The organism is Pseudoalteromonas sp. Ld19, from assembly GCF_045064135.1.
GTDB classification, from domain to species: Bacteria; Pseudomonadota; Gammaproteobacteria; order Enterobacterales; family Alteromonadaceae; genus Pseudoalteromonas; species Pseudoalteromonas aliena.
This window is the reverse complement of record NZ_JBISHA010000021.1, coordinates 485,523-504,138: the sequence shown is the minus strand read 5'-3', so window position 1 is coordinate 504,138 and position 18,616 is coordinate 485,523. Positions and strand designations below refer to the sequence as shown.

21 protein-coding genes are annotated in these 18,616 nt (G+C 37.3%); 8 read left to right on the top strand and 13 right to left on the bottom strand.

From position 1 onward, the window contains the following. The first annotated feature begins 278 nt into the window (after positions 1–278). Positions 279–473 (top strand): hypothetical protein, encoded by a 195-nt coding sequence (locus ACJJVZ_RS14255; RefSeq protein ID WP_138586238.1) that lies wholly within the window; start codon positions 279–281, stop codon positions 471–473. Here ACJJVZ_RS14255 and ACJJVZ_RS14250 read toward each other — a convergent pair. Both ACJJVZ_RS14250 and ACJJVZ_RS14245 read right to left on the bottom strand, forming a co-directional pair. Further along, positions 470–2,728 (bottom strand): EAL domain-containing protein, encoded by a 2,259-nt coding sequence (locus ACJJVZ_RS14250; protein ID WP_405601383.1) that lies wholly within the window; start codon positions 2,726–2,728, stop codon positions 470–472. The two genes, ACJJVZ_RS14255 and ACJJVZ_RS14250, sit on opposite strands and share 4 nt — an antisense overlap. A gap of 54 nt (positions 2,729–2,782) precedes the next feature. Continuing rightward, positions 2,783–5,506, bottom strand: a complete 2,724-nt coding sequence (locus ACJJVZ_RS14245; RefSeq protein ID WP_405601380.1) for an insulinase family protein — start codon at positions 5,504–5,506, stop codon at positions 2,783–2,785. A gap of 192 nt (positions 5,507–5,698) precedes the next feature. Here ACJJVZ_RS14245 and sixA point away from each other — a divergent pair, with 192 nt between their 5' ends. Genes sixA through ACJJVZ_RS14225 form a run of 4 tightly spaced genes read left to right on the top strand, consistent with a single transcriptional unit; the run spans position 5,699 to position 7,759 of the window. Further along, the gene (sixA, locus tag ACJJVZ_RS14240) at positions 5,699–6,169 is read left to right on the top strand and encodes a phosphohistidine phosphatase SixA (RefSeq protein WP_405601378.1); all 471 of its coding nucleotides are present in this window, start codon (positions 5,699–5,701) and stop codon (positions 6,167–6,169) included. Positions 6,170–6,191: 22 nt separating this feature from the next. Beyond that, positions 6,192–6,542, top strand: coding sequence for a RidA family protein (locus ACJJVZ_RS14235; protein ID WP_138586242.1), 351 nt, complete (start codon positions 6,192–6,194; stop codon positions 6,540–6,542). Beyond that, positions 6,526–7,032, top strand: coding sequence for an ASCH domain-containing protein (locus ACJJVZ_RS14230; RefSeq protein ID WP_405601375.1), 507 nt, complete (start codon positions 6,526–6,528; stop codon positions 7,030–7,032). Before ACJJVZ_RS14235 ends, ACJJVZ_RS14230 begins: the two co-directional genes overlap by 17 nt. Then, positions 7,022–7,759, top strand: coding sequence for an SDR family oxidoreductase (locus ACJJVZ_RS14225; RefSeq protein WP_405601373.1), 738 nt, complete (start codon positions 7,022–7,024; stop codon positions 7,757–7,759). The genes ACJJVZ_RS14230 and ACJJVZ_RS14225 overlap by 11 nt, the downstream gene beginning before the upstream one ends. A gap of 350 nt (positions 7,760–8,109) precedes the next feature. On the opposite strand, the gene ACJJVZ_RS14220 is transcribed toward ACJJVZ_RS14225, so the two are convergent. The 7 genes from ACJJVZ_RS14220 to smrB all read right to left on the bottom strand — a co-directional run bounded on the left by ACJJVZ_RS14220 (position 8,110) and on the right by smrB (position 12,606). Further along, entirely contained in the window at positions 8,110–8,460 is a 351-nt protein-coding gene (locus ACJJVZ_RS14220; RefSeq protein ID WP_138586245.1) for a hypothetical protein, read from the bottom strand. 232 nt (positions 8,461–8,692) lie between these two features. Then, a complete protein-coding gene (locus tag ACJJVZ_RS14215; protein ID WP_138586246.1) occupies positions 8,693–8,914 on the bottom strand; it encodes a hypothetical protein in 222 nt (73 codons plus the stop codon). A 54-nt stretch (positions 8,915–8,968) separates the two neighbouring features. After that, positions 8,969–9,628, bottom strand: coding sequence for a DUF2589 domain-containing protein (locus ACJJVZ_RS14210; RefSeq protein ID WP_138586247.1), 660 nt, complete (start codon positions 9,626–9,628; stop codon positions 8,969–8,971). A gap of 29 nt (positions 9,629–9,657) precedes the next feature. Next, on the bottom strand, positions 9,658–10,260 hold the full coding sequence (locus tag ACJJVZ_RS14205; protein ID WP_138586248.1) for a DUF2589 domain-containing protein: 603 nt from the start codon (positions 10,258–10,260) through the stop codon (positions 9,658–9,660). 73 nt (positions 10,261–10,333) lie between these two features. After that, complete coding sequence (locus tag ACJJVZ_RS14200) at positions 10,334–10,792, bottom strand: hypothetical protein (RefSeq protein WP_138586249.1); 459 nt, start codon at positions 10,790–10,792, stop codon at positions 10,334–10,336. Positions 10,793–11,095: 303 nt separating this feature from the next. Beyond that, entirely contained in the window at positions 11,096–12,022 is a 927-nt protein-coding gene (locus ACJJVZ_RS14195) for an AEC family transporter (RefSeq protein ID WP_193155720.1), read from the bottom strand. A 26-nt stretch (positions 12,023–12,048) separates the two neighbouring features. Further along, the gene (gene smrB, locus ACJJVZ_RS14190; protein ID WP_138586251.1) at positions 12,049–12,606 is read right to left on the bottom strand and encodes an endonuclease SmrB; all 558 of its coding nucleotides are present in this window, start codon (positions 12,604–12,606) and stop codon (positions 12,049–12,051) included. Positions 12,607–12,758: 152 nt separating this feature from the next. Between smrB and prmB the strand changes: the two genes are divergently transcribed. Continuing rightward, entirely contained in the window at positions 12,759–13,694 is a 936-nt protein-coding gene (gene prmB / locus ACJJVZ_RS14185; protein WP_182701261.1) for a 50S ribosomal protein L3 N(5)-glutamine methyltransferase, read from the top strand. 64 nt (positions 13,695–13,758) lie between these two features. After that, on the top strand, positions 13,759–14,859 hold the full coding sequence (gene aroC / locus ACJJVZ_RS14180; RefSeq protein ID WP_138586253.1) for a chorismate synthase: 1,101 nt from the start codon (positions 13,759–13,761) through the stop codon (positions 14,857–14,859). Between the two features lie 87 nt (positions 14,860–14,946). Here the strand turns inward: aroC and ACJJVZ_RS14175 are convergent, their stop codons facing one another. The 4 genes from ACJJVZ_RS14175 to ACJJVZ_RS14160 form a co-directional block, all read right to left on the bottom strand. Continuing rightward, a complete protein-coding gene (locus tag ACJJVZ_RS14175; RefSeq protein WP_193155718.1) occupies positions 14,947–16,092 on the bottom strand; it encodes a lipase family protein in 1,146 nt (381 codons plus the stop codon). After that, positions 16,089–16,730, bottom strand: coding sequence for a DUF6795 domain-containing protein (locus ACJJVZ_RS14170; RefSeq protein WP_405601365.1), 642 nt, complete (start codon positions 16,728–16,730; stop codon positions 16,089–16,091). The genes ACJJVZ_RS14175 and ACJJVZ_RS14170 overlap by 4 nt, the downstream gene beginning before the upstream one ends. Before the next feature lie 306 nt (positions 16,731–17,036). Beyond that, positions 17,037–17,234: a hypothetical protein gene (locus ACJJVZ_RS14165; protein WP_193155716.1), complete on the bottom strand. Its 198-nt coding sequence runs from the start codon at positions 17,232–17,234 to the stop codon at positions 17,037–17,039. Position 17,235: 1 nt separating this feature from the next. Next, on the bottom strand, positions 17,236–17,775 hold the full coding sequence (locus ACJJVZ_RS14160; RefSeq protein WP_405601363.1) for a DUF6795 domain-containing protein: 540 nt from the start codon (positions 17,773–17,775) through the stop codon (positions 17,236–17,238). A gap of 343 nt (positions 17,776–18,118) precedes the next feature. Here ACJJVZ_RS14160 and ACJJVZ_RS14155 point away from each other — a divergent pair, with 343 nt between their 5' ends. Then, positions 18,119–18,523, top strand: coding sequence for a DUF4112 domain-containing protein (locus ACJJVZ_RS14155; RefSeq protein WP_405601360.1), 405 nt, complete (start codon positions 18,119–18,121; stop codon positions 18,521–18,523). The last annotated feature ends 93 nt before the right edge of the window (positions 18,524–18,616 follow it).

The window sequence follows — 18,616 nt, the reverse complement described above, 5'->3', positions numbered from 1 at the left end:
TTAATAGCCGAGGTTTTATTATCTCGGCTTTTTTATGTCATGAGTTTATTGCTTTAAATTTGGTCAAATAGACGTTAAAATACTCGCCTTATTTTTAAGTGATGTTATACCAAGCGGCATAAATCTTTGATCAATTTAACGAATTAAATTGCACTATAAGGTCGTTAAAAATTTTTTATTTAGAACAACTAGATACAAAAATTTTTGCCTAGTTCTAGCGTAATTTTCTTAACGTTAAATAGACCCCATATATAAGCAGATTGGTATTAGGAGTAGGTTTGTTTTTTGTTTTTTTAAGCTGCGTATTTATAGCTGTTATGTATTTAGAAGCGATCAAAAAAGGCATGCCAGTAAAGCGTTGGGTATTTTTAGGTGGTTTATTGGGGCCAGCTGCATGGTGTTTATTTAATCTGCATTATCGACGGGCGTTGATCCGCCATACTGGTCAAAATGCATGTATTTGGAACTCTTAACTTATTGCCGCTACGACTTTTTCTTCTCTAATTAAGCTTGGCGCTGCTTTACTTTGTTGTTGTTTTAAAAACGCAGTAAATTCAGCTTTTGATAAAGGTTTAGAGTAATAAAACCCTTGGACTGTTTCGCAGTTTAGGGTTTTAAGTATTTCTATTTGATCGGCTTGTTCAACACCTTCAGCAACAACATGTAAATCAAGGTTATGCGCAATAGTTACTATTGAGTCGACCATATTGCGGCCACGCTCATTTTTCATATCATCTATAAATGCTTTATCAACTTTGAGCGTGTTAAGTGGAAATTGTTTTAAATACGCTAACGATGAATAGCCTGTGCCAAAGTCGTCCATTGCTAAATGAATACCGCGTGCACTTAACGAACGCATAATGGAAATTGCTTCTTTAGGATCATCCATTACCGTACCTTCGGTTATTTCAAGCTCTAAAAAGTATGAAGGTAATTCGTTTTTTTGTAAAATAACATCAATACGCGATGTTAAGTCCGGTAAGCTAAATTGTTTTGCAGATAAATTAACGGCAACTCTGCCGTTAAATAAACCGCTATCGAGCCATTCTTTAACGTCTCTACAGGCTTTATTTAATACGACTTCACCTATTTCTATTATTTGTCCTGTTTCTTCTGCAATCGGTATAAACACACCTGGACTAATAATCCCTTTTTTGGGAGTAATAAAACGTACTAATGCTTCCATGCCCGTTAGCTTACCGGTCCGGATATTCATTTTTGGTTGATAATACACCTCAAAATGATCTTCTTTTAAACCAAAACGCATTAAGTTTTCTATTTGCAGACGTTTAACTGCTTGGCGGTTCATCGTATCGTTAAAAAATAAATAGCTATTACCTTTCTTTTTCGCATGATACATAGCAGTGTCAGCATTTTTTAATAATAACTCAGGCGTATTCCCATCTTCGGGGAACAGCACAATACCGACACTTGAAGTGATAACAAGTTCGTGGCCTGCCATTTTAAACGGTGTCGCAATGGCGGCTAAAAATTGCTTGGCCATACGCGTGATCATATGAATATCGTTAGTGTCCGACATAACTAAGGCAAATTCATCACCGCCTAAACGATAAAATACATCATTCTCACGGGTTAGCTTATTTAAACGCATAGCCAGCTTTGCAAGTAAACTGTCACCTAATTGATGGCCTAACGAATCATTTATTTTTTTAAAGTTATCTAAATCAAATACTAATAATGCATGGTGCGAATGTAGCTTAACCAGCTTGTGTAAATCAGTAAAAAATAAGTTGCGATTAGGTAGGCTGGTAGTGCGGTCTCTGTTTGATAAGTTATGCAGCTGCGACTCTGCTTTTTTACGCTCAGTTAAATCTGAATAAACAACAACGTAATTAGTGATTTGATTTTGATCGTTTTTAATTTCATCAATTGAAATCTCAATAGGAAGTAAAACACGCTCACTATTGCGCAATTTAACTTCTTGTTGAATATGATCGGTTTCGCGGACAATTTCAATAATGTTATTAATATAGCTTTGCTCATACCCAGGTAAGTTAAAATCTCTTTCAAGGTATTGCTCACGCTGGCCACCAAAAAGCGTTAAAAAGCTAGGGTTAATATCAACTAACTTAAAATTTTTGTCATAAATTGCTAATGCATCGGTTAGGGACTCTACACATTTAGCAAATAAATTTAAACGCTCCTCAGTCGACTTTAACTGTGATATATCGCGAACAGTGCCAGTCATTCTAAGTGGAGATAGGTTAGCGTCTTTTTCGATTATTTTGCCACGATCGAGTACCCAGTGCCAACGACCAAAAGTATCTTTAATGCGGTACGTTGCTTCAAAAAAAACGGTTTGTTCAGCAAAATGCTTTTTAAGGAGAAGTTCAACATTGGCAACATCAAGGGGATGAATTAGGCTTTTATTTGGGGGGAATCCAAGTAATGTGGTTGAATTCATCAAATATTTATCATTAATACGGATAACTTCACCCGTTTTTATATTCCAATCCCATAGCGTATCGCCACTGCCTTCTACCGTGCTTTTTAGGCGTTTTTGCGAGAGACAAAGCTCTTGACGCGAACGTCTGAGCTTAAAAATATTAAACAGTAAATAGGGCAAAGCAAACGCAATAATTGCGCTTGCTAAAAATAGTATTGTATCTGAATTGTAATTAAATGATGACTCGAAGGCACAAAGCTCAAATGAGTAAGCAAGTAATACAAGTGACAAACTGAGTCTTATAGTTATTGTTTTTATCATTTTTTTATTACTTATAATTTACAAACGATAACTTAAATCAAGCTTGACCAATAGTCAAAGAGAATGAGAATAAATTGGCATATTTTGTGATTTACTCACCTTTGCAGAACTTAAAAGTTCATACCTTGGCCTATCTTCATCAAAAAGTTGAACAGCATATTCTTTTATGTCTTCAAGGGTGAGAGCATTTAATGCCTTCAGTAGCTTCTGTTGCATATTAAACTCATGATCTCTATTGCCTATAGCAAGCCAAAGGCGCTGCGAACGTAGGCGTAAATTCTTATCTTTTTCAGCAATATGGGTTGTTAAACCATGTTTTTGTTGCTGCCAAATATGTTCATCAATTTTATCAATAGTATTTAAGTATTGACTAATAAAACAATTATGCCTGTGGATAAGTGTCTTGGTATCAAACGTGGGTGATTGTACATAAAAGGCAATTCCAGCTCTGGTATTGAAAGGAGCATAACCCGCACCCACTAAATAGCCTAACTGCTGTGTGGTGCGCAGTTCGTTAAAGTAGTCTTGGTTTATTAGATGATTGAGTGCCATCATCTTTATTTTTTCCGTTACGCTACTCGTTTGGGCCTGATAATAAATAACCATTGCATGGTCGTTACATGGTAGTTCTAGCTCGTAACGCGTCACTTTTTTGATTTCAAATAGTGGGCGTCTTAAATCATCAATGGTTGTAGCATTTTTTAAGTGGGCAGCGACTTTTTTCTGAAATGCAATAGCATCGTCTTGCTGCCAATTACCGTGTAAAAATGACTCAACATGAAGCGCTTTAAAAAAGTCCCGCCTAAACTCCTTAAATTGCTGAAAACTTGTGTTTTTTAATGCAGATGCAAGGTCTCCTGGTTGTGGATTCCAAGGCATTACTTTGGCACCTAAAATGCTAAATAACTCACTAACAGGCTTATTTTGGTTACTGTTGCGCCAATGCCTAACTAGTTGTTTTTTATATTCAGCGAAGCGCTTTGCACAAATTTCGACATTAAAAAGGGCATCAATGAGTTGATCGACTAATTCTAACTGGCTAGAAGAAAGGCCGGCAGTGTGAAGGGTTAATCCACCTTGATGCGAGGTTAGGTGGTAACTAAGTCCAGCAAGTTCTGCTGGATAAAACTGCTCGCCTACGCTATCCATAAATAAATCAGTAAATAAGCGAGTCAGTGCCATGTGCTTTACGTCTTTAACTGCAAAGTCGGAATCCATCGCTAAATAGAAATGACCTTTAGCGACTCTAAATGTATTGTCTTGCTTAAACCAAAAGTCAAAACCGGTCTCTTTCACAAGCAATTTTGGCTGAGTTTGTGGTTTTTCAATATCAAACAATACCACTTCTTTGGTTAAGTAAGGATTTGCGGTCGGTAATAGCATTTCATTAAGGGGTTCATTTATATCACTGAGCGCGTCGAGCCAGCTGGATGATACTTTTTCTACTTTATAAGGTGTGTTATACCACGCTGTTTTATGCTCAGGCTCCACGTTAGGGTGTATTAGAACAACACGCATATTATTTGGCGTTAACCATTGCATGGCCATTTCATGGGTCGCTCTTTTAAAGCCTTCCATTAAATAGTCACCTTGAACATAGTTACATTCGTCGTAATGCTGCATGTTAATACTTAAATTACTGACCCAGTCAATCAAGCGAGACTTTTCTTGGTTATCGAAAGCTATTTGTAATAGGTTTTTTTTATCTTGATAAAGGCGAGGTAACTTATCTGTATTGGTATTTATTAAGCAAATATACTCAAAGACCACTTCAATAATGTCTTCAAAGTACTCAATGCCTTCGTCAGTTAGCGCCATGCTAATATTAAAGTCTTTGAAGTTACTGCCGTTAATCCCCCCTCCGGCAGAAAGTGCATTTATCCAGCCTTGCTCTTTTAAAATAGAGTAAAGCGATCCTGCTCCTTCATAGCCCAGTAAATGGGCAATAAAGCTCACCGTTTTATGACGATAAAAATCGTCAATGTTTGGCATCGCAAAACTGACAATCAATTTTTGCATGTGCTTGTGCGGCTCAATATGGAGTATTTTACCTATGTCTTGCTTACGATATAGCGGCTCATTGATAGCTGGCTTTTTAAGATTTTTATGACCATTTACTTGATTGAAATACGTGTTAGTCCAGTCTTGCAGCGTATCGAGTTCTTCGTTGGCGCAAATAACTAAGGTCATCCACTGTGCTTGATAAAAAGTATTAAAAAAATCACGTAGTTCATCACTTATACAGCGTTCTCTATCTGCAAGTGTTTGTAAATTACCGACTGAAAATTTAGCAAAGGGGTGAGCAGGGTTTACTGTTTCTTTGTGCGCTTGGTAAATGCGGCGACCATCATCTTTTATTTTTAATTTAAATTCGGCTTCAATCGCATTACGTTCTTTTTCTGTTTCTGCTGGGTTGAGTAGTGGAGCAATAAAAAAGCGACTAAATTGCTGCAGTGCATGTTTAAATTCTTGATTGTTTATATCAAAAAAATAGCAAGTGTGTTCCGTTCCAGTCCATGCATTTGTATTTCCACCAGCCTGAGACACAAAGTTATTAAAACTACCTGATTCAGGAAATTGATCGGTGCCTAAAAAAACCATATGTTCTAAAAAGTGTGCAAGGCCTTGCCTATCAACAGGGTCATCAAAGTGGCCAGCATTAACAGCCATAGATGCAGCGGCTTTAGTTGAATCTTTATCTTGCACTAAGAGTACTTTTAGACCATTGTCCAGTGTAAAGGCACGGTATGCTCTGTTATCATTGCGACTGATATTCAAATGATGCTCCTGAAACGAAACGTTTACTTGTTAACAACAGATGATAGCTTCAGGGTAGCGAAATAATGCTAAAAGATTGACCTGAATATCATGAAAGAACTACTTTAGAAATAAATAGCTTTATGTTGTTAATATAGCGAACAAATGGGCAGGCTGGCTACTGTTTTATATTCTTTAATCGGTTGATTTTTTATGAAAACAATCTTAATAATGCGCCACGGCGAAGCAACACCGATGCAGGCTGACGATGCAGCCAGAAGTTTAACTCAATTAGGGCATACAGAGGCCGAAAAAATGGGCTTGTGGCTCAGCAAAGTTCATCAACCGGATGCTTTGTTAGTTAGTCCTTACATTCGGGCACAGCAAACCGCACAAAATGTAGCAAAAAATAACACCTTTAAATTTAGTGAAACAACAAGTGATTTAGTACCCGAAGGCAAACCCCAAATTGCTGCTGATTATTTGGAAACTCTAATTGCTGCACATCCTCAATGCAACACATGGCTTGTCGTTGCGCATATGCCTATTGTAAGTTATTTAGTTGATCAATTAAGCTCAGGTGACATGCCTATTTTTAATACAGGAGCCGTTGCTGTAATTCACTACGATGAGCAAACTCAACGTAGCCAATATATAAGTATAAACGCCCCTGAAAATGTATAAATCTAATAATATAGAGTAGTAAATGATGATTGACCGCCTTGAAACGGGTGCGCGAATGAGCCGCATTGTAAAACATAATGGCACAGTTTACTTGTGTGGGCAGGTATGTGCCGATGCTACAAAAGGTATAAAAGAGCAGACCAAAACTATGCTCGATAAAGTTGAGGCTTTACTTGATGAAGCGGGTAGCTCAAAAAAGCATATGTTAAGTGCGACCATTTATGTGAAAAGTATGGATTACTTTGCTGATATGAACGCGGTATGGGATACATGGGTACCACAAGGGTATGCCCCTGCACGTGCCTGTGTTGAAGCTAAAATGGCACGAGATGCTTTACTTGTTGAGGTTTCAGTTGTTGCAGCCCTTAAATAATCAAACAGAAATAGCATTGTTGATCAGTGATTTTAATAAAGAGACTGATCAGGCTATAAGTTCGCTTCCTGCTTGGTATTTTTGTGATAACGAAATAGATGCAAACGACTGCGCGCAACTTGTTTTACAAAAAGTGAAAACGGCCACTACGTCGTCACTTTATTGGTTTGAACATAATGGTGAAGCGTTGCCTCAAGTCGGTGATTTTAATATTTTCACTAATTGGCAAGGAAAGCCTCTGGGTATAATTGAAACCACAGATGTCACTATTACTCCTTATAATGAAATTACAGCGGCGTATGCCGCTTTAGAGGGGGAGGGTGATAAGAGCCTTGCTTATTGGAATAAAGTACATTGGGCCTATTATCAGCGTGAGCTTGCAGACACTCCATTTCAGTGTAATAAAACAATGCCTTTAGTGTGTGAACGGTTTAAATTAATATTTACAGCCGCGCATCCACTTCAAACAAGAGCAACGAATGAAAAATAACCCAGTAGCTTTAATAACAGGGGCAAGCAGGGGAATTGGTGCTGCAACAGCTATTCATTTTGCACGTAATGGTTACGATATCTGTATTAATTACAATGTCGGCCACCAAAGCGCAAAACAAGTCGCACAGCAAGCATCAAACTATGGTGTTTGCGTAGAGATAATACAGGCAAATGTTTCGCAAGACTCTGAAGTGGTCGCAATGTTTAAAAAGCTATATAGCATATTTGGAAAGCTGGATGTACTTGTTAATAATGCCGGTATTTTAAAACCACAAATGCCTTTGTTAAAAATGAGTGCAGAGCGAATAAACACAGTGTTGACCACCAATATTACGAGTGCTTTTTTATGTAGCCGTGAGGCTGTTAAATTGATGCTTGCAGGGGGCAGTATTGTGAATGTGTCCTCTGGGGCTGCTAAAACAGGTTCCCCTCATGAGTATATTGATTACGCTGCTTCAAAAGGGGCGATAGATACATTTACAATAGGCCTTGCCAAAGAACTTGCAGCGCGAAATATTCGTGTTAACTGTGTCCGTCCAGGACTAATTTATACCGATATGCATAGTGACGGCGGTGAGCCTAATAGAGTTGACAGGTTAAAACATGGGTTACCACTAGGTCGAGGTGGAAAGCCGGAAGAGGTTGCGTCGGCAATTTATTTTTTGGCCTCTAGTGCAGCTTCATTTACCACCGGTAGTTTTATTGATGTAGCTGGTGGTTCATAGTGTCTCTTATTTAATTACGTAAGTAAGAGACAGTGTTAGAGCTGTTTTTTCAGGTTGATATCGTTCTTAGAAAGAATTTTTAAGGCACGCATATTAGGTATTTATATGCGGTATTGGCTATTTATTTAATACTATTTTCATGACCCCATTTTATAGGAACAAACTTATTTAAAAAATAAGCATTAATATTTTAATCAGTATGTGAATAAGAAAAATTTTGTATAGTCATTACCCCGTTGTACTTCTAAAGTACTCTCAAAGAAAAGTTTAGGTATACGAATTTTCTTCAATTAGATGCCAAAACTATCTTTGAGACTACCTATTCTATTTGAGTTTGTTTTTTAGCAGGACTATGGGCGACAAGTCGTTAGCGTTTTTAGCGCACTGTCTTTTTGATTAAACACATGGCATGTTCTAAAGCTATCTTGCACAGTTATATGCAATGTAGAGCCATCGCCCTTAGCGGGCGCTGTCCCACCATAGTGAGGGCCTTTTGAGATAAAGCAATTACCCTGATCCCAAAATATAGCAAGCGTGTTATCATCCGAATCTCGGATTAACTGTTGCCAGAAAGCGATACTACCTTGCTTTTGAGGGAAAATGGCATTTTTACTGACTATACATTCCGCGTAGCTACTAAGTGATAATAAGCTTAATGAGCATACAATGAGTTTAATCAATTTTATATTAATGGTTTTCATATTTTTCACCTTTGTTGTTGCATTAAGTTGCTAAGTAAAAATAGCAAAAACAAACAATTTTAGGCATAAGAATGGTTCATATGATTTTGTTTTTAAAATAGTTTATGTAGTGTATTGCAGAGGTGTTAAATAAAGATATTGAAAGTTGATTTCACTATTGAAATCAACTCTAAGGCTTGGTTGTATGTAAATGTGGAGGGTTAAAATAACCCATATAATAATGCGCTCAACATTAACTAAACTTAGCATAATCGCTATTACAGCTTCCTATTGCAGAGCTAGATTGTAATTTTTCACTGGCGGATTTTACTTGCACTCTGTCTTCTGCCGCTAAGCTAATTACAGTATTACATAATTGGCAGCAAAACTTTTCTCCTGCACATAAGGCTTCAATACTAATAATAATTTTAGAATGCTGACAGTGAGGACAGTTAATGGTATTTGTTAAATTCATCGTAGTTCCTACATGTTTTAAATAGCGCCTTTATTAAAAGGCGCTTATAAGTTGTTATCCAGGTTTTGTATCCTCATTTTTAGGATTTTTGATCATTATAGGCTGAATAGCTGCCGTATACGCTTGGATTATTGTTGTTACCCCTTCAGGAAGTGGTAACTGCCCAGCATTAACTGCTACGGTGTATTTAGCTGAATTTGACTTTTCATAGTGCTCTTTATCAGAGGACGATGACTGACTAGTTGATTTAACCGAGCCTTCCACTTTGGCAGAAAATCCCATATAGCTGAAACCAGCTTCAAAGCTACCGCTAGTCTCTGTACTATCACTATTTGATTTTTCAGTGTCGTGTGAATAAGAGCTTTTCACTTCCATTTCAAAATTAACATCAACATTTTTAACGGCAAGTGAGTTTAGAGGTAAAATAGTCAAAATGGGTAAATTTAAAGTCGAAGTTGCAGGAGTTGATGGCTCACCTGTATCTTGATTAATAACAGGGCGAGTAATTTCAAGCTTGACCATAATAGGTCTACGTACACCTCCTTCCTTATCTTTATCATCGATTGGTTGAAAACAAGTTTCTAATAAAAACTGCGTTTGCGTAATTGCCATGTTTGCATTGGCATCAGCTGCTGCATTTAAAGGAGCACCAATTAAAGACTTCATTGGTAGACCAGAAAATTGTTGAGCCATACTTACTAGTGAATTTTCCATTATAGTATCCTTTTTCTAATGTTAGTTTTCTATCCAGGGATTTGCGCTCTAAGTGAACGCTCGTAACCTTCAATAAGTTTTTGAAGGCCTTCAGGAGTTTCACCTCCTTGAAGTTTTATTTCGATTTCCACATTAGAGGTGTTTCTTTCTTGCGATTTAGAAAAAATGCCTCCTTGAGCTTGTTTTGGAAATGCGACAAATAATTCATTTTGGTCGTTAGCAGTAACTTCTAAGTTTGCTTTAATGCTAACCTCTTGTATTTTTTGTGAGCTGATTGGTGTTAGCGTTATAATTGGTACATCAACATAGCTGATCTTAGGCCCATTATGGTCTTTATCAGGGAAGGCCATTTGCATTGTTTTAGGTTTGAGCACACGCCGAACTTGATTATTAGAAGCTAATTTTTCATTGTGGTTTTTGAGAATGCTAAGCGCTGCTTCTGTATCATCACTATCGATAAATGTTTTAACTTTTTGAATTGACTCATCATCAAGGTCTGTTACATTTTCAGTGGGTATTTCTACAATCTCAAAAAATTTATTAATGTGTTTTATACCTTGAGCTTCAACCTCATTAGCGGCTTGCTTAATGCTTGAATGAAGTTCATGTATAAGCGATCTAAATTTAATCATCTTTAATATTCCGTAGTGACTTTGTTACGTCAGTTATAGGTATTAAAAGAAGATAAGTTAATAAGAGCTGATCTTATGATTGTTTTGAAATGGCCATCTTTTTTCTTGCTGTCGATATTGTGCGCTGACTAATACCAAACACCCTGATTAGCTCATCGTTTGCCATGCCGTTTTTTATTGAATTTTCATACGCTATTTTTCTAAGCAAGCTAAAGATGCCCCACCTATTAGGAATTTCAATATAACCAGACGAATCAGCAAGAGAGCAAAGTCTGCAGTAATGAGATTCAGTTAAATTTATCTCTAAACTTATTTCTAATTTTGACTTATGCTTACCTAAGTAAATTTTTTTCCCACCATGCTTCTCTATAAAATCGTAGAACTCATTAGCAGTGTATGGCTCTACTAGTTCAGATAAAAAAAAGGGCAGCCTAGCAAGTACTTCAACTTTGTATTCTTCATAGAAAATATATAACTCATTCATATGATTTATTTTGTTTGTATAAATTGCGCCAAAAATTTCGTAATGCATCCTTTGCGGCTCCACTGAAGGTATACACTTCAAAGGCGTAACCTTTAAAGTTTTGTATGGGTTTCTTTATTTGTAGTTTTTAGGAGTTAATAAGGACATAAGAATGGTTCATATGAAATTAACATTTTGTAAACGTTTTTATTTCAATTGATTCTTTTTTGTTTTTTTTTGTTGTGGGTACTTTTGTGTGAAGCTGATAAGGAAAAATTATTATATTTTATCCCGTTCAAGTTATAAATTTGGAATGATGGTTAAGTCGCTTTAACCCATTTTTAAAAGAGGAAAACATGGTTTTATTTTCGATTACAATAATATAGCCAGCCAAAATGTAAAACTAGCAACACTTAAAATAGTCGACAGTACAACAGCGCCAGCAAGTGTGGCTTCATGTTGTTTTATTTGACTCGCAATAAGATAAGCATTTACGCCAACAGGCGATGCACTTAAAAGTACCAATACATTAAGTATTTGCGTGTCTAGCTTAAATACATAAGTGCCCACCAATAGCACCAATGCTGGTAATAGGACTATTTTTAAGATTGATGCAATGAGGGCCGGTTGCCAGTTTGCCGCTACTTTATAAAATGCTAAATTTGCACCAAGTACAAATAGCGCACAAGCAATCGCAGGCGACGCTAATAACGTAAGGCTATTAGCGACATCTTCAAATAAAGTGATCCCCACTATATTTAAAATAAGCCCACAACTAATACTCAATACAATAGGGTTTAATACCATGTTTTTAGCAAATTTTGACCACGAAAATTTGCTGCTGCCTTTAGCGCCAATTAAAAACGTAAGTGCAAACAACAATGTGCTATGAAAAGTGATGATCATAAACGCGATGGCTATCATTTCTTTACCAAACGATGCAATAACAATAGGGATACCCACTAACACCATGTTTGAGTAGCTTGAGGCAAGCCCAAATACACCATGTTGTTGATAGTTTTTTTTGTGTTTTTTATTTAAATAGAAGCGATCAATTAAAATGCCAACACCAAATATACTCAGTACTGGAATATAAAAACTTAAAAATGCAAAGAGGCTAATACTTTGTTGTAAATTAATTTGCGACATATTTAGCAGTAAAAAAGCGGGCAAACTAACGTAAAACGTAAATTTACTCAGGCCAGCAATATGCTGCTGTTCAAAAAACTTTAATCGGCAACAGCTATAACCCAGTACAACAATAAAGATGAGCGGAAAAATAATCGATAAAATGTGCACGCAGTTACGCCTTAGTCATAGATAAATTAACGTCTAAATTCATCACTTTGCGGTAAATTAATTAAAATAAGTACAGCGCCTCTGCCGCCATATTCAAGGGGGGCTTGATGCATGGCTATTACATCGGGGTGTTGTACTAAATACTGAGGCACTTTGTGCTTTAGTACGCCGCCGCCAATACCATGCACTACACATGCACAATAGTAATGCTGCTTTTTGCACTCGTGAATGAGCCCTGCGAGTTCATCTTTAGCAAGTTCTTTATTTAAACCATGTAAATCTAGGGTCAAATCAGGTGCAAAGTCACCACGGCGAAGCTGTTTAGCTAGGAAGGTATCTTGGCCTGGTTTTACATATTTGACCGTGCCGTGGGTATCTATATCGGGAATATAAACGTCTGAGAAAAAAAATTCAGACTGAGCCTGCTTTTTTTGCTGGGCAAATTGCTTAGCTTGTGACACCTTAGGTTTTGTATCAAAACGATGAGTATCTTGTTTAAATACTTTAGCGCCTGTGATCGTTTGACGAAATAAGCTTATGTCGTCATTGCTTAGGGACGAATGGGATGGAATGTCTTTTTTCATAACTTTTTACCTAAACAAAAAAACGTAAAAACGCAGCGCAAAAGGCGGTACAATACTTAAATGAGGGGCAATTGTAATTTGCCCAGCGCAGATAGGCAATGCAATCGTCTTAAAGACTCAAAACAGTCAGTAAGCTAATACAGGTAAAATATATGAGCGATTTACAAATAGAAGAAGCAACACTCGAAGAAGCCGTTGCAGAACTGTCAACTTTACATGACTGGTTACGTTGGACTACAAGCCAATTTGCAAGTAGTAGTATATTTTTTGGTCACGGCACAGATAACGCATGGGATGAAGCTGTAAGCTTATTACTGCCTGCGCTTAGCTTGCCCGTTGATGCGCCAAAAGAATTAATGCATGCACGTTTAACAAGTACAGAAAAAAACCGACTTGCGGGCCTTATCGCAGAACGTATTAACGACTGCACACCAGTACCTTACTTAACAAACATTGCATGGTTTGCAGGTATGCCATTTTATGTAGATGAGCGTGTACTTATTCCTCGCTCACCGTTTGCTGAGCTTATTAGTAACCGCTTTACACCTTGGCTTGAAGAACCACAATCGGTTAACCGTATATTAGATTTATGTACGGGTTCGGGTTGTATCGCAATCGCACTTGCACAAGCCTTTGAGCAAGCACAAGTTGATGCGGTAGATATATCGTATGAAGCGCTTGAAGTAACAGACATTAACATTAACGATTACATGTTAACTGAGCGCGTGTTACCTATTCAGTCTGATGTATTTAGTGGTGTACCAGGTCAAAAATACGATCTAATAGTGGCAAACCCTCCGTATGTTGATGCAGAAGATATGGCTGACTTGCCACGCGAGTTTCATCATGAGCCAGAGCTTGGCCTTGCATCAGGCCACGATGGTTTAGACGTAACGCGTACTATATTAAGCGAAGCGAGTGAGCATCTAACTGATAACGGTTTGTTATTTGTAGAGGTTGGTAACTCTATGGTACATATGGACGCACTGTATCCGGATGCGCCGTTCGAATGGATTGAATTCGAACAAGGCGGCTTAGGTGTATTTGTAATTAGTAAAAAGCAGCTAGATGAGTATTTTGCAAAATAAGTAAAAAATGAATAGCCAAGCCCTGTGCTTGGCTATTGGTAGTCATTAGGAATGAGGAAAGTTAATGGCAGGTAATAGCATTGGACAGTTATTTAAAGTGTCCACCTTTGGTGAGAGCCACGGCGTTGCATTAGGCGGCGTTGTTGATGGTACTCCCGCAGGTCTTGAAATCACAGAGGCCGACTTACAAATTGATTTAGATCGCCGAAAACCAGGCCAAAGCCGTTATACAACGCAGCGCCGTGAAAGCGATCAAATAAAAATATTAGCAGGCGTTTTTGAAGGTAAAACCACAGGTACTAGCATTGGTTTATTAATTGAAAACACCGATCAACGTTCGCAAGATTACGGCAAAATTAAAGATGTATTTCGCCCTGGTCATGGCGATTACACATATTGGCATAAGTACGGCTTGCGCGACTATCGCGGTGGTGGGCGTTCATCTGCACGCGAAACCGCAATCCGAGTCGCAGCAGGGGCTATCGCTAAAAAATATTTAAAGCAATTTCATGGTATTGAAGTTAAAGCATGCTTAAGCCAGCTAGGTCCTATTAAGGCTGAAACGTTTGATTGGGATGAAGTTGAAAATAACTTATTCTTCTTCCCTGATGCAAGTAAGCTTGAAGCGCTTGACGAATATATGCGCGACCTTAAAAAGCAAGGTGACTCAGTTGGCGCTAAAGTAAAAGTAGTGGCAAGCAACGTACCGGTAGGTCTAGGTGAGCCAGTATTTGACCGCCTTGACGCCGAACTTGCACACTCCTTAATGAGTATTAACGCAGTTAAAGGCGTGGAAATTGGTGATGGCTTTGATGTGGTTGAGCAAAAAGGCTCTGAGCATCGTGATGAGTTAACCCCTGAAGGTTTTACATCAAACCACGCCGGTGGTGTACTTGCGGGGATTTCGACAGGGCAAGATATTATTGCTTCTATTGCGCTTAAACCAACCTCGAGCATTACTATTCCTGGCAACAGTATTAATACGAGCAACGAAGCGGTAGAGATGATCACCAAAGGTCGTCATGATCCGTGTGTGGGCATTCGTGCAATCCCGATTGCTGAGGCAATGATGGCTATTACATTAATGGACCATTTACTGCGTCAACGCGGTCAAAACCCACATGTAAACCACGAACATGGGCCAATTAAAGGTTCGATTGATTAACTTGGTTTGATTTAGTAAGAAATATAAAACTCAAAACGCGGCTCTGATTTTGCCGCGTTTTTGATTGGAGAAAATTTAACAATAAGCTTAAATACGGTCAATGGCATGTTTTGCCACCAAGTATAGCTTTTTGACCATTAAACCTAATACCCAACGGATAAATTGAGCTGTAAGCTCTTTGACTTCATATGTCGCTTTACCAACAAACGCGAGCATATGCCCAATTAATCCCTTTAACTCCTCTGTAAGCTCTACAAATTTAACCACTGATTCAAATAGGCAGCGGGCTAAAATATCATAAAAAGTTAACCCAACAGCTACACCTGCCTGTGCAGAGATAAAGGCGTATTGTCCTGTTTTCTTTAAAAAGGTAATTAAGCCATTGGTAATTATTCGTTGGCAGGCAGCTGAAAACGTAACATTAAAGCGCTGCTCATACTTTAACACAGTGTGATTGTAGTGAAGAGGCTTTATTGAGCTTTCCATGCTTGCGTAGTCTTTATAAGCAGCCACAGTATTAACATAACCTGGTGTATTTTCTTCCATCGAGTGTGCACCAATACTAAAAAAAGATCCTTCATTCATCGCTGTCTGATATTCGCTTGAAGTATGACTAAATGGCCAAGCTGGTACGCAGGGTACCGGATCTGCGCCGTGCGTTACGCGGTACTGGCCTATATTGTACGCTGCAGAATGAACAAACTGGTTTAATACAACCCTCGGCGCACCAAACGTATATAAATTAGTGGGAATACCTTGCTCACTTGCCCAAATTGCAGTGAGCTGTGCTATAGCACCACCTAAGCTATGACCAACAAGGTGCAAACACTTAGGTTTATGCTGCTTGACATAACTTTCAAACATCGGCTTCATGCTGGTAAAGGCTTTCTCAAAGCCAGAATGCACTTCTAAATTTTTAGGGCCGTGGGTAATGGCTACATTTAAGTTTGTTAGCCAGTCGGCGCAGGAGGTAAAAACGGTGCCACGTATACCAATAATATGGTGGCCTTTAAATTGTTGTGATGCACCTTCTGCAGTCAAAGCGAAACCTGTCGTGCGGTTTAGCAGTTGATTGATTAAGCCACCGCTAACACCTTTTATTTGGTTGTTGGTGATTTTAAAGTTTTCAATAAAATCTATGTTAAACTCTCTTTTATAACTGTTACTTTTTCTTATATCATATACTCTTGCGGCAACGCTCGCAGCTGTGTTGGGTGACAACTTATTATTCATAACTCAACCTCCTTCCCTGTAAAAAGCTCTGTAATCTTATTGAAATCTCCATCATGTATTTTGTACTTTATCTCTCCGTTCTCTATGATATGTGTTGGTATATAGTCATCTTCCCATCTACAAATACTGGAGGCTATTCTATTTAAATGCTCATTATTGTAATTTTTGAACTCAAACCTGACTAATTTATTTGTTACTTCGCAATTTATGAATGCTAATTTGTTGGTATATTCAGGTATTTCTTTAATACCAGACTGATTAGCACTCCAGAGCTCAATTTTATTATCATCATTTCGGATAAAAATTTCTTGGGAAATACGGTTTTCAACGATAAGTTTATTCGGAATTGAGGAAAAAATTGTTTTTTTTGGAAAATGAAAGCGCCCATCTTCATCGGTAATTGCAGTGTCACGACGGTCAATCTCATCTAAATACATTAATGATCGTATTATTTCTAAGTTGACAATTGGTGCGCCCTTTTCTGTAACAATACCATTGACTTCAGGGCTTAAAAATACTTCTTTTTTCTTTCTGAACCAGCTAAACATATCTTCTCCTTGACTAATGGCTGGGAAAATAATAAGACAAACAAGAATGAATAAGATAATGAATCGAGGGCTATAGCTAGATTTATTCATAGGCAATCCTTGCATATTTTTACTAAATATTAATTGAGATTAAAAACTGTGTAAAGGGTAGTGTTCAAAAAACTGTAACATTTTAATATTATTTAAAAACAAGAGTTAGATATGACTTAGTCTTTTGGCTTGAACAAAAAATTAGCTGAACTTCAAGCTAGTAAAAGTTTATTAAATCCTGAGTGTATTTCTAAGTTTTTACGGTTTTCTTTTAGATCTTTGAACCAATCAGCACAGGAAGTATTACGGTACTACGTATACCAATAATAAGTTGGCCTTTAAATTGTGGTAATGCACCTTCTGCAGTTAAAGCGAAACCTGTGGTGCGGGTTGGTTAATTAAACCGCCACTAACGCCTTTTATTTGGTTGTTGGTGATTTTGAAGTTGTCTCTAAATGTTGGGTGGAAAATACCGCTAAAACTTGTTGAGCTTCTAATATCGTAAACCCTTGCTGCGGCACTCGCTGCAATGCTTGGCAGTAATACTGCTTGGACTTTTTCCATGTTAATCTTCCTTGATGTTACGTTCAGTTAAGTTATTAAAATCACCATTATTAATTCTATATTCCCTATCTCCGTCATATAACAAAAATGGCATATAGTCTGTTTCCCAACGACAAATACTCGATGCTACATAATTTAAATGTTCGTTATTATTTTTTTTAAATTCAAAAGTAACGCGTTTATTAGTTAATTCACACTCTAGGAATGCTAATTTTTGACTATACTCGGGAATTTCTATAATTGATGATTGATTTGCAACCCATAATGGAATTAAAGTGCTTTCGCTTTCAATAAAGATTTCTTGCGAAACACGGTTTTCAACTATTAGCTTATTTGGTATTGAGGAAAGAATCGTTTTTTTGGGAAAGCGAAAACGTCCATTTTGATCTGTGTTTGCAGTATCTCGGTGGACTTTTTCATCTATGTAGATTAATGAGCGAATGATTTCTAAGTTGGCAATTGGTGTGCCATTGTCTGTAACAACACCATTGACTTCAGGGCTTAAAAATACTTCTTTTTTCTTTCTGAACCAGCTAAACATATCCTCTCCTTGACTAATGGCTGGGAAAATAATGACACATGCAATAATAAACAAGATCACGAGTCGAAGTTGAAGCTCAAACTTGAGTTACTCATAGGTAACCCTTGCGTAACTTTCTGAATTTTAACCGACAAGAATATACATGTTAAGTAGAGAATACCTATTTTCACGGAGTGGTGAATTAATATTAAGGTTTTTTTGTACTAGATTCTAAACTGAACTTTATGTGTATAGTATAACTTTTTCAAGTGCTAATACTGTTGAGGTTTTATTTATTGAGCTATTTAATTAGTCAGACCTTACAATGATTAGTATTAACTTTAAAAATGACAAGACAGTTATTATGCGAATAAACAATCAACCTTCAGTCGTACATTATGAATATGAAACAGCTATTAAACGTTTAGAAAAGTTTTCTCACTTTACAGATAGCAGCATTGGCATTCCTTTTACTAAATTTAATATAGGTTTGGAAGCTGTGATTGGTTTAATCCCTGTTATAGGTGATGCCGCAGGGCTAATTTTATCAAGCTATGTGCTTATCGAAGCGCAGCGTTTAGGTGTGAGTAAGCGTATAAAGACTAAGATGATTATCAATATGCTTATAGACTTTGTGGGCGGTTTAGTGCCATTTTTTGGTGATATTTTTGATGCGTTTTTTAAAGCAAATACACGAAACACGCATTTATTAAAAAAGCATATAGCGAAGCAGTTAAAAGCGCACGGTAATGAAAGCTCAGTTATTTAAGTGCATAAACTACTTATAGATAACAATTATGTATCGTATATTTCGCATTGGCTTACTTTTATTTAGTTCGCTTTTAAAAATGTAAGCTATTAA

Coding starts and splice junctions, on each gene's coding strand:
- aroC (WP_138586253.1), top strand. CDS start 13,759: ATGGCAGGTAATAGCATTGGACAGTTATTTAAAGTGTCCACCTTTGGT.
- ACJJVZ_RS14210 (WP_138586247.1), bottom strand. CDS start 9,628: ATGGAAAATTCACTAGTAAGTATGGCTCAACAATTTTCTGGTCTACCA.
- ACJJVZ_RS14225 (WP_405601373.1), top strand. CDS start 7,022: ATGAAAAATAACCCAGTAGCTTTAATAACAGGGGCAAGCAGGGGAATT.
- ACJJVZ_RS14175 (WP_193155718.1), bottom strand. CDS start 16,092: ATGAATAATAAGTTGTCACCCAACACAGCTGCGAGCGTTGCCGCAAGA.
- ACJJVZ_RS14250 (WP_405601383.1), bottom strand. CDS start 2,728: ATGATAAAAACAATAACTATAAGACTCAGTTTGTCACTTGTATTACTT.
- ACJJVZ_RS14235 (WP_138586242.1), top strand. CDS start 6,192: ATGATGATTGACCGCCTTGAAACGGGTGCGCGAATGAGCCGCATTGTA.
- ACJJVZ_RS14200 (WP_138586249.1), bottom strand. CDS start 10,792: ATGCATTACGAAATTTTTGGCGCAATTTATACAAACAAAATAAATCAT.
- sixA (WP_405601378.1), top strand. CDS start 5,699: ATGAAAACAATCTTAATAATGCGCCACGGCGAAGCAACACCGATGCAG.
- ACJJVZ_RS14160 (WP_405601363.1), bottom strand. CDS start 17,775: ATGTTTAGCTGGTTCAGAAAGAAAAAAGAAGTATTTTTAAGCCCTGAA.
- ACJJVZ_RS14165 (WP_193155716.1), bottom strand. CDS start 17,234: ATGGAAAAAGTCCAAGCAGTATTACTGCCAAGCATTGCAGCGAGTGCC.
- prmB (WP_182701261.1), top strand. CDS start 12,759: ATGAGCGATTTACAAATAGAAGAAGCAACACTCGAAGAAGCCGTTGCA.
- ACJJVZ_RS14220 (WP_138586245.1), bottom strand. CDS start 8,460: ATGAAAACCATTAATATAAAATTGATTAAACTCATTGTATGCTCATTA.
- ACJJVZ_RS14170 (WP_405601365.1), bottom strand. CDS start 16,730: ATGAATAAATCTAGCTATAGCCCTCGATTCATTATCTTATTCATTCTT.
- ACJJVZ_RS14215 (WP_138586246.1), bottom strand. CDS start 8,914: ATGAATTTAACAAATACCATTAACTGTCCTCACTGTCAGCATTCTAAA.
- ACJJVZ_RS14205 (WP_138586248.1), bottom strand. CDS start 10,260: ATGATTAAATTTAGATCGCTTATACATGAACTTCATTCAAGCATTAAG.
- smrB (WP_138586251.1), bottom strand. CDS start 12,606: ATGAAAAAAGACATTCCATCCCATTCGTCCCTAAGCAATGACGACATA.
- ACJJVZ_RS14155 (WP_405601360.1), top strand. CDS start 18,119: ATGCGAATAAACAATCAACCTTCAGTCGTACATTATGAATATGAAACA.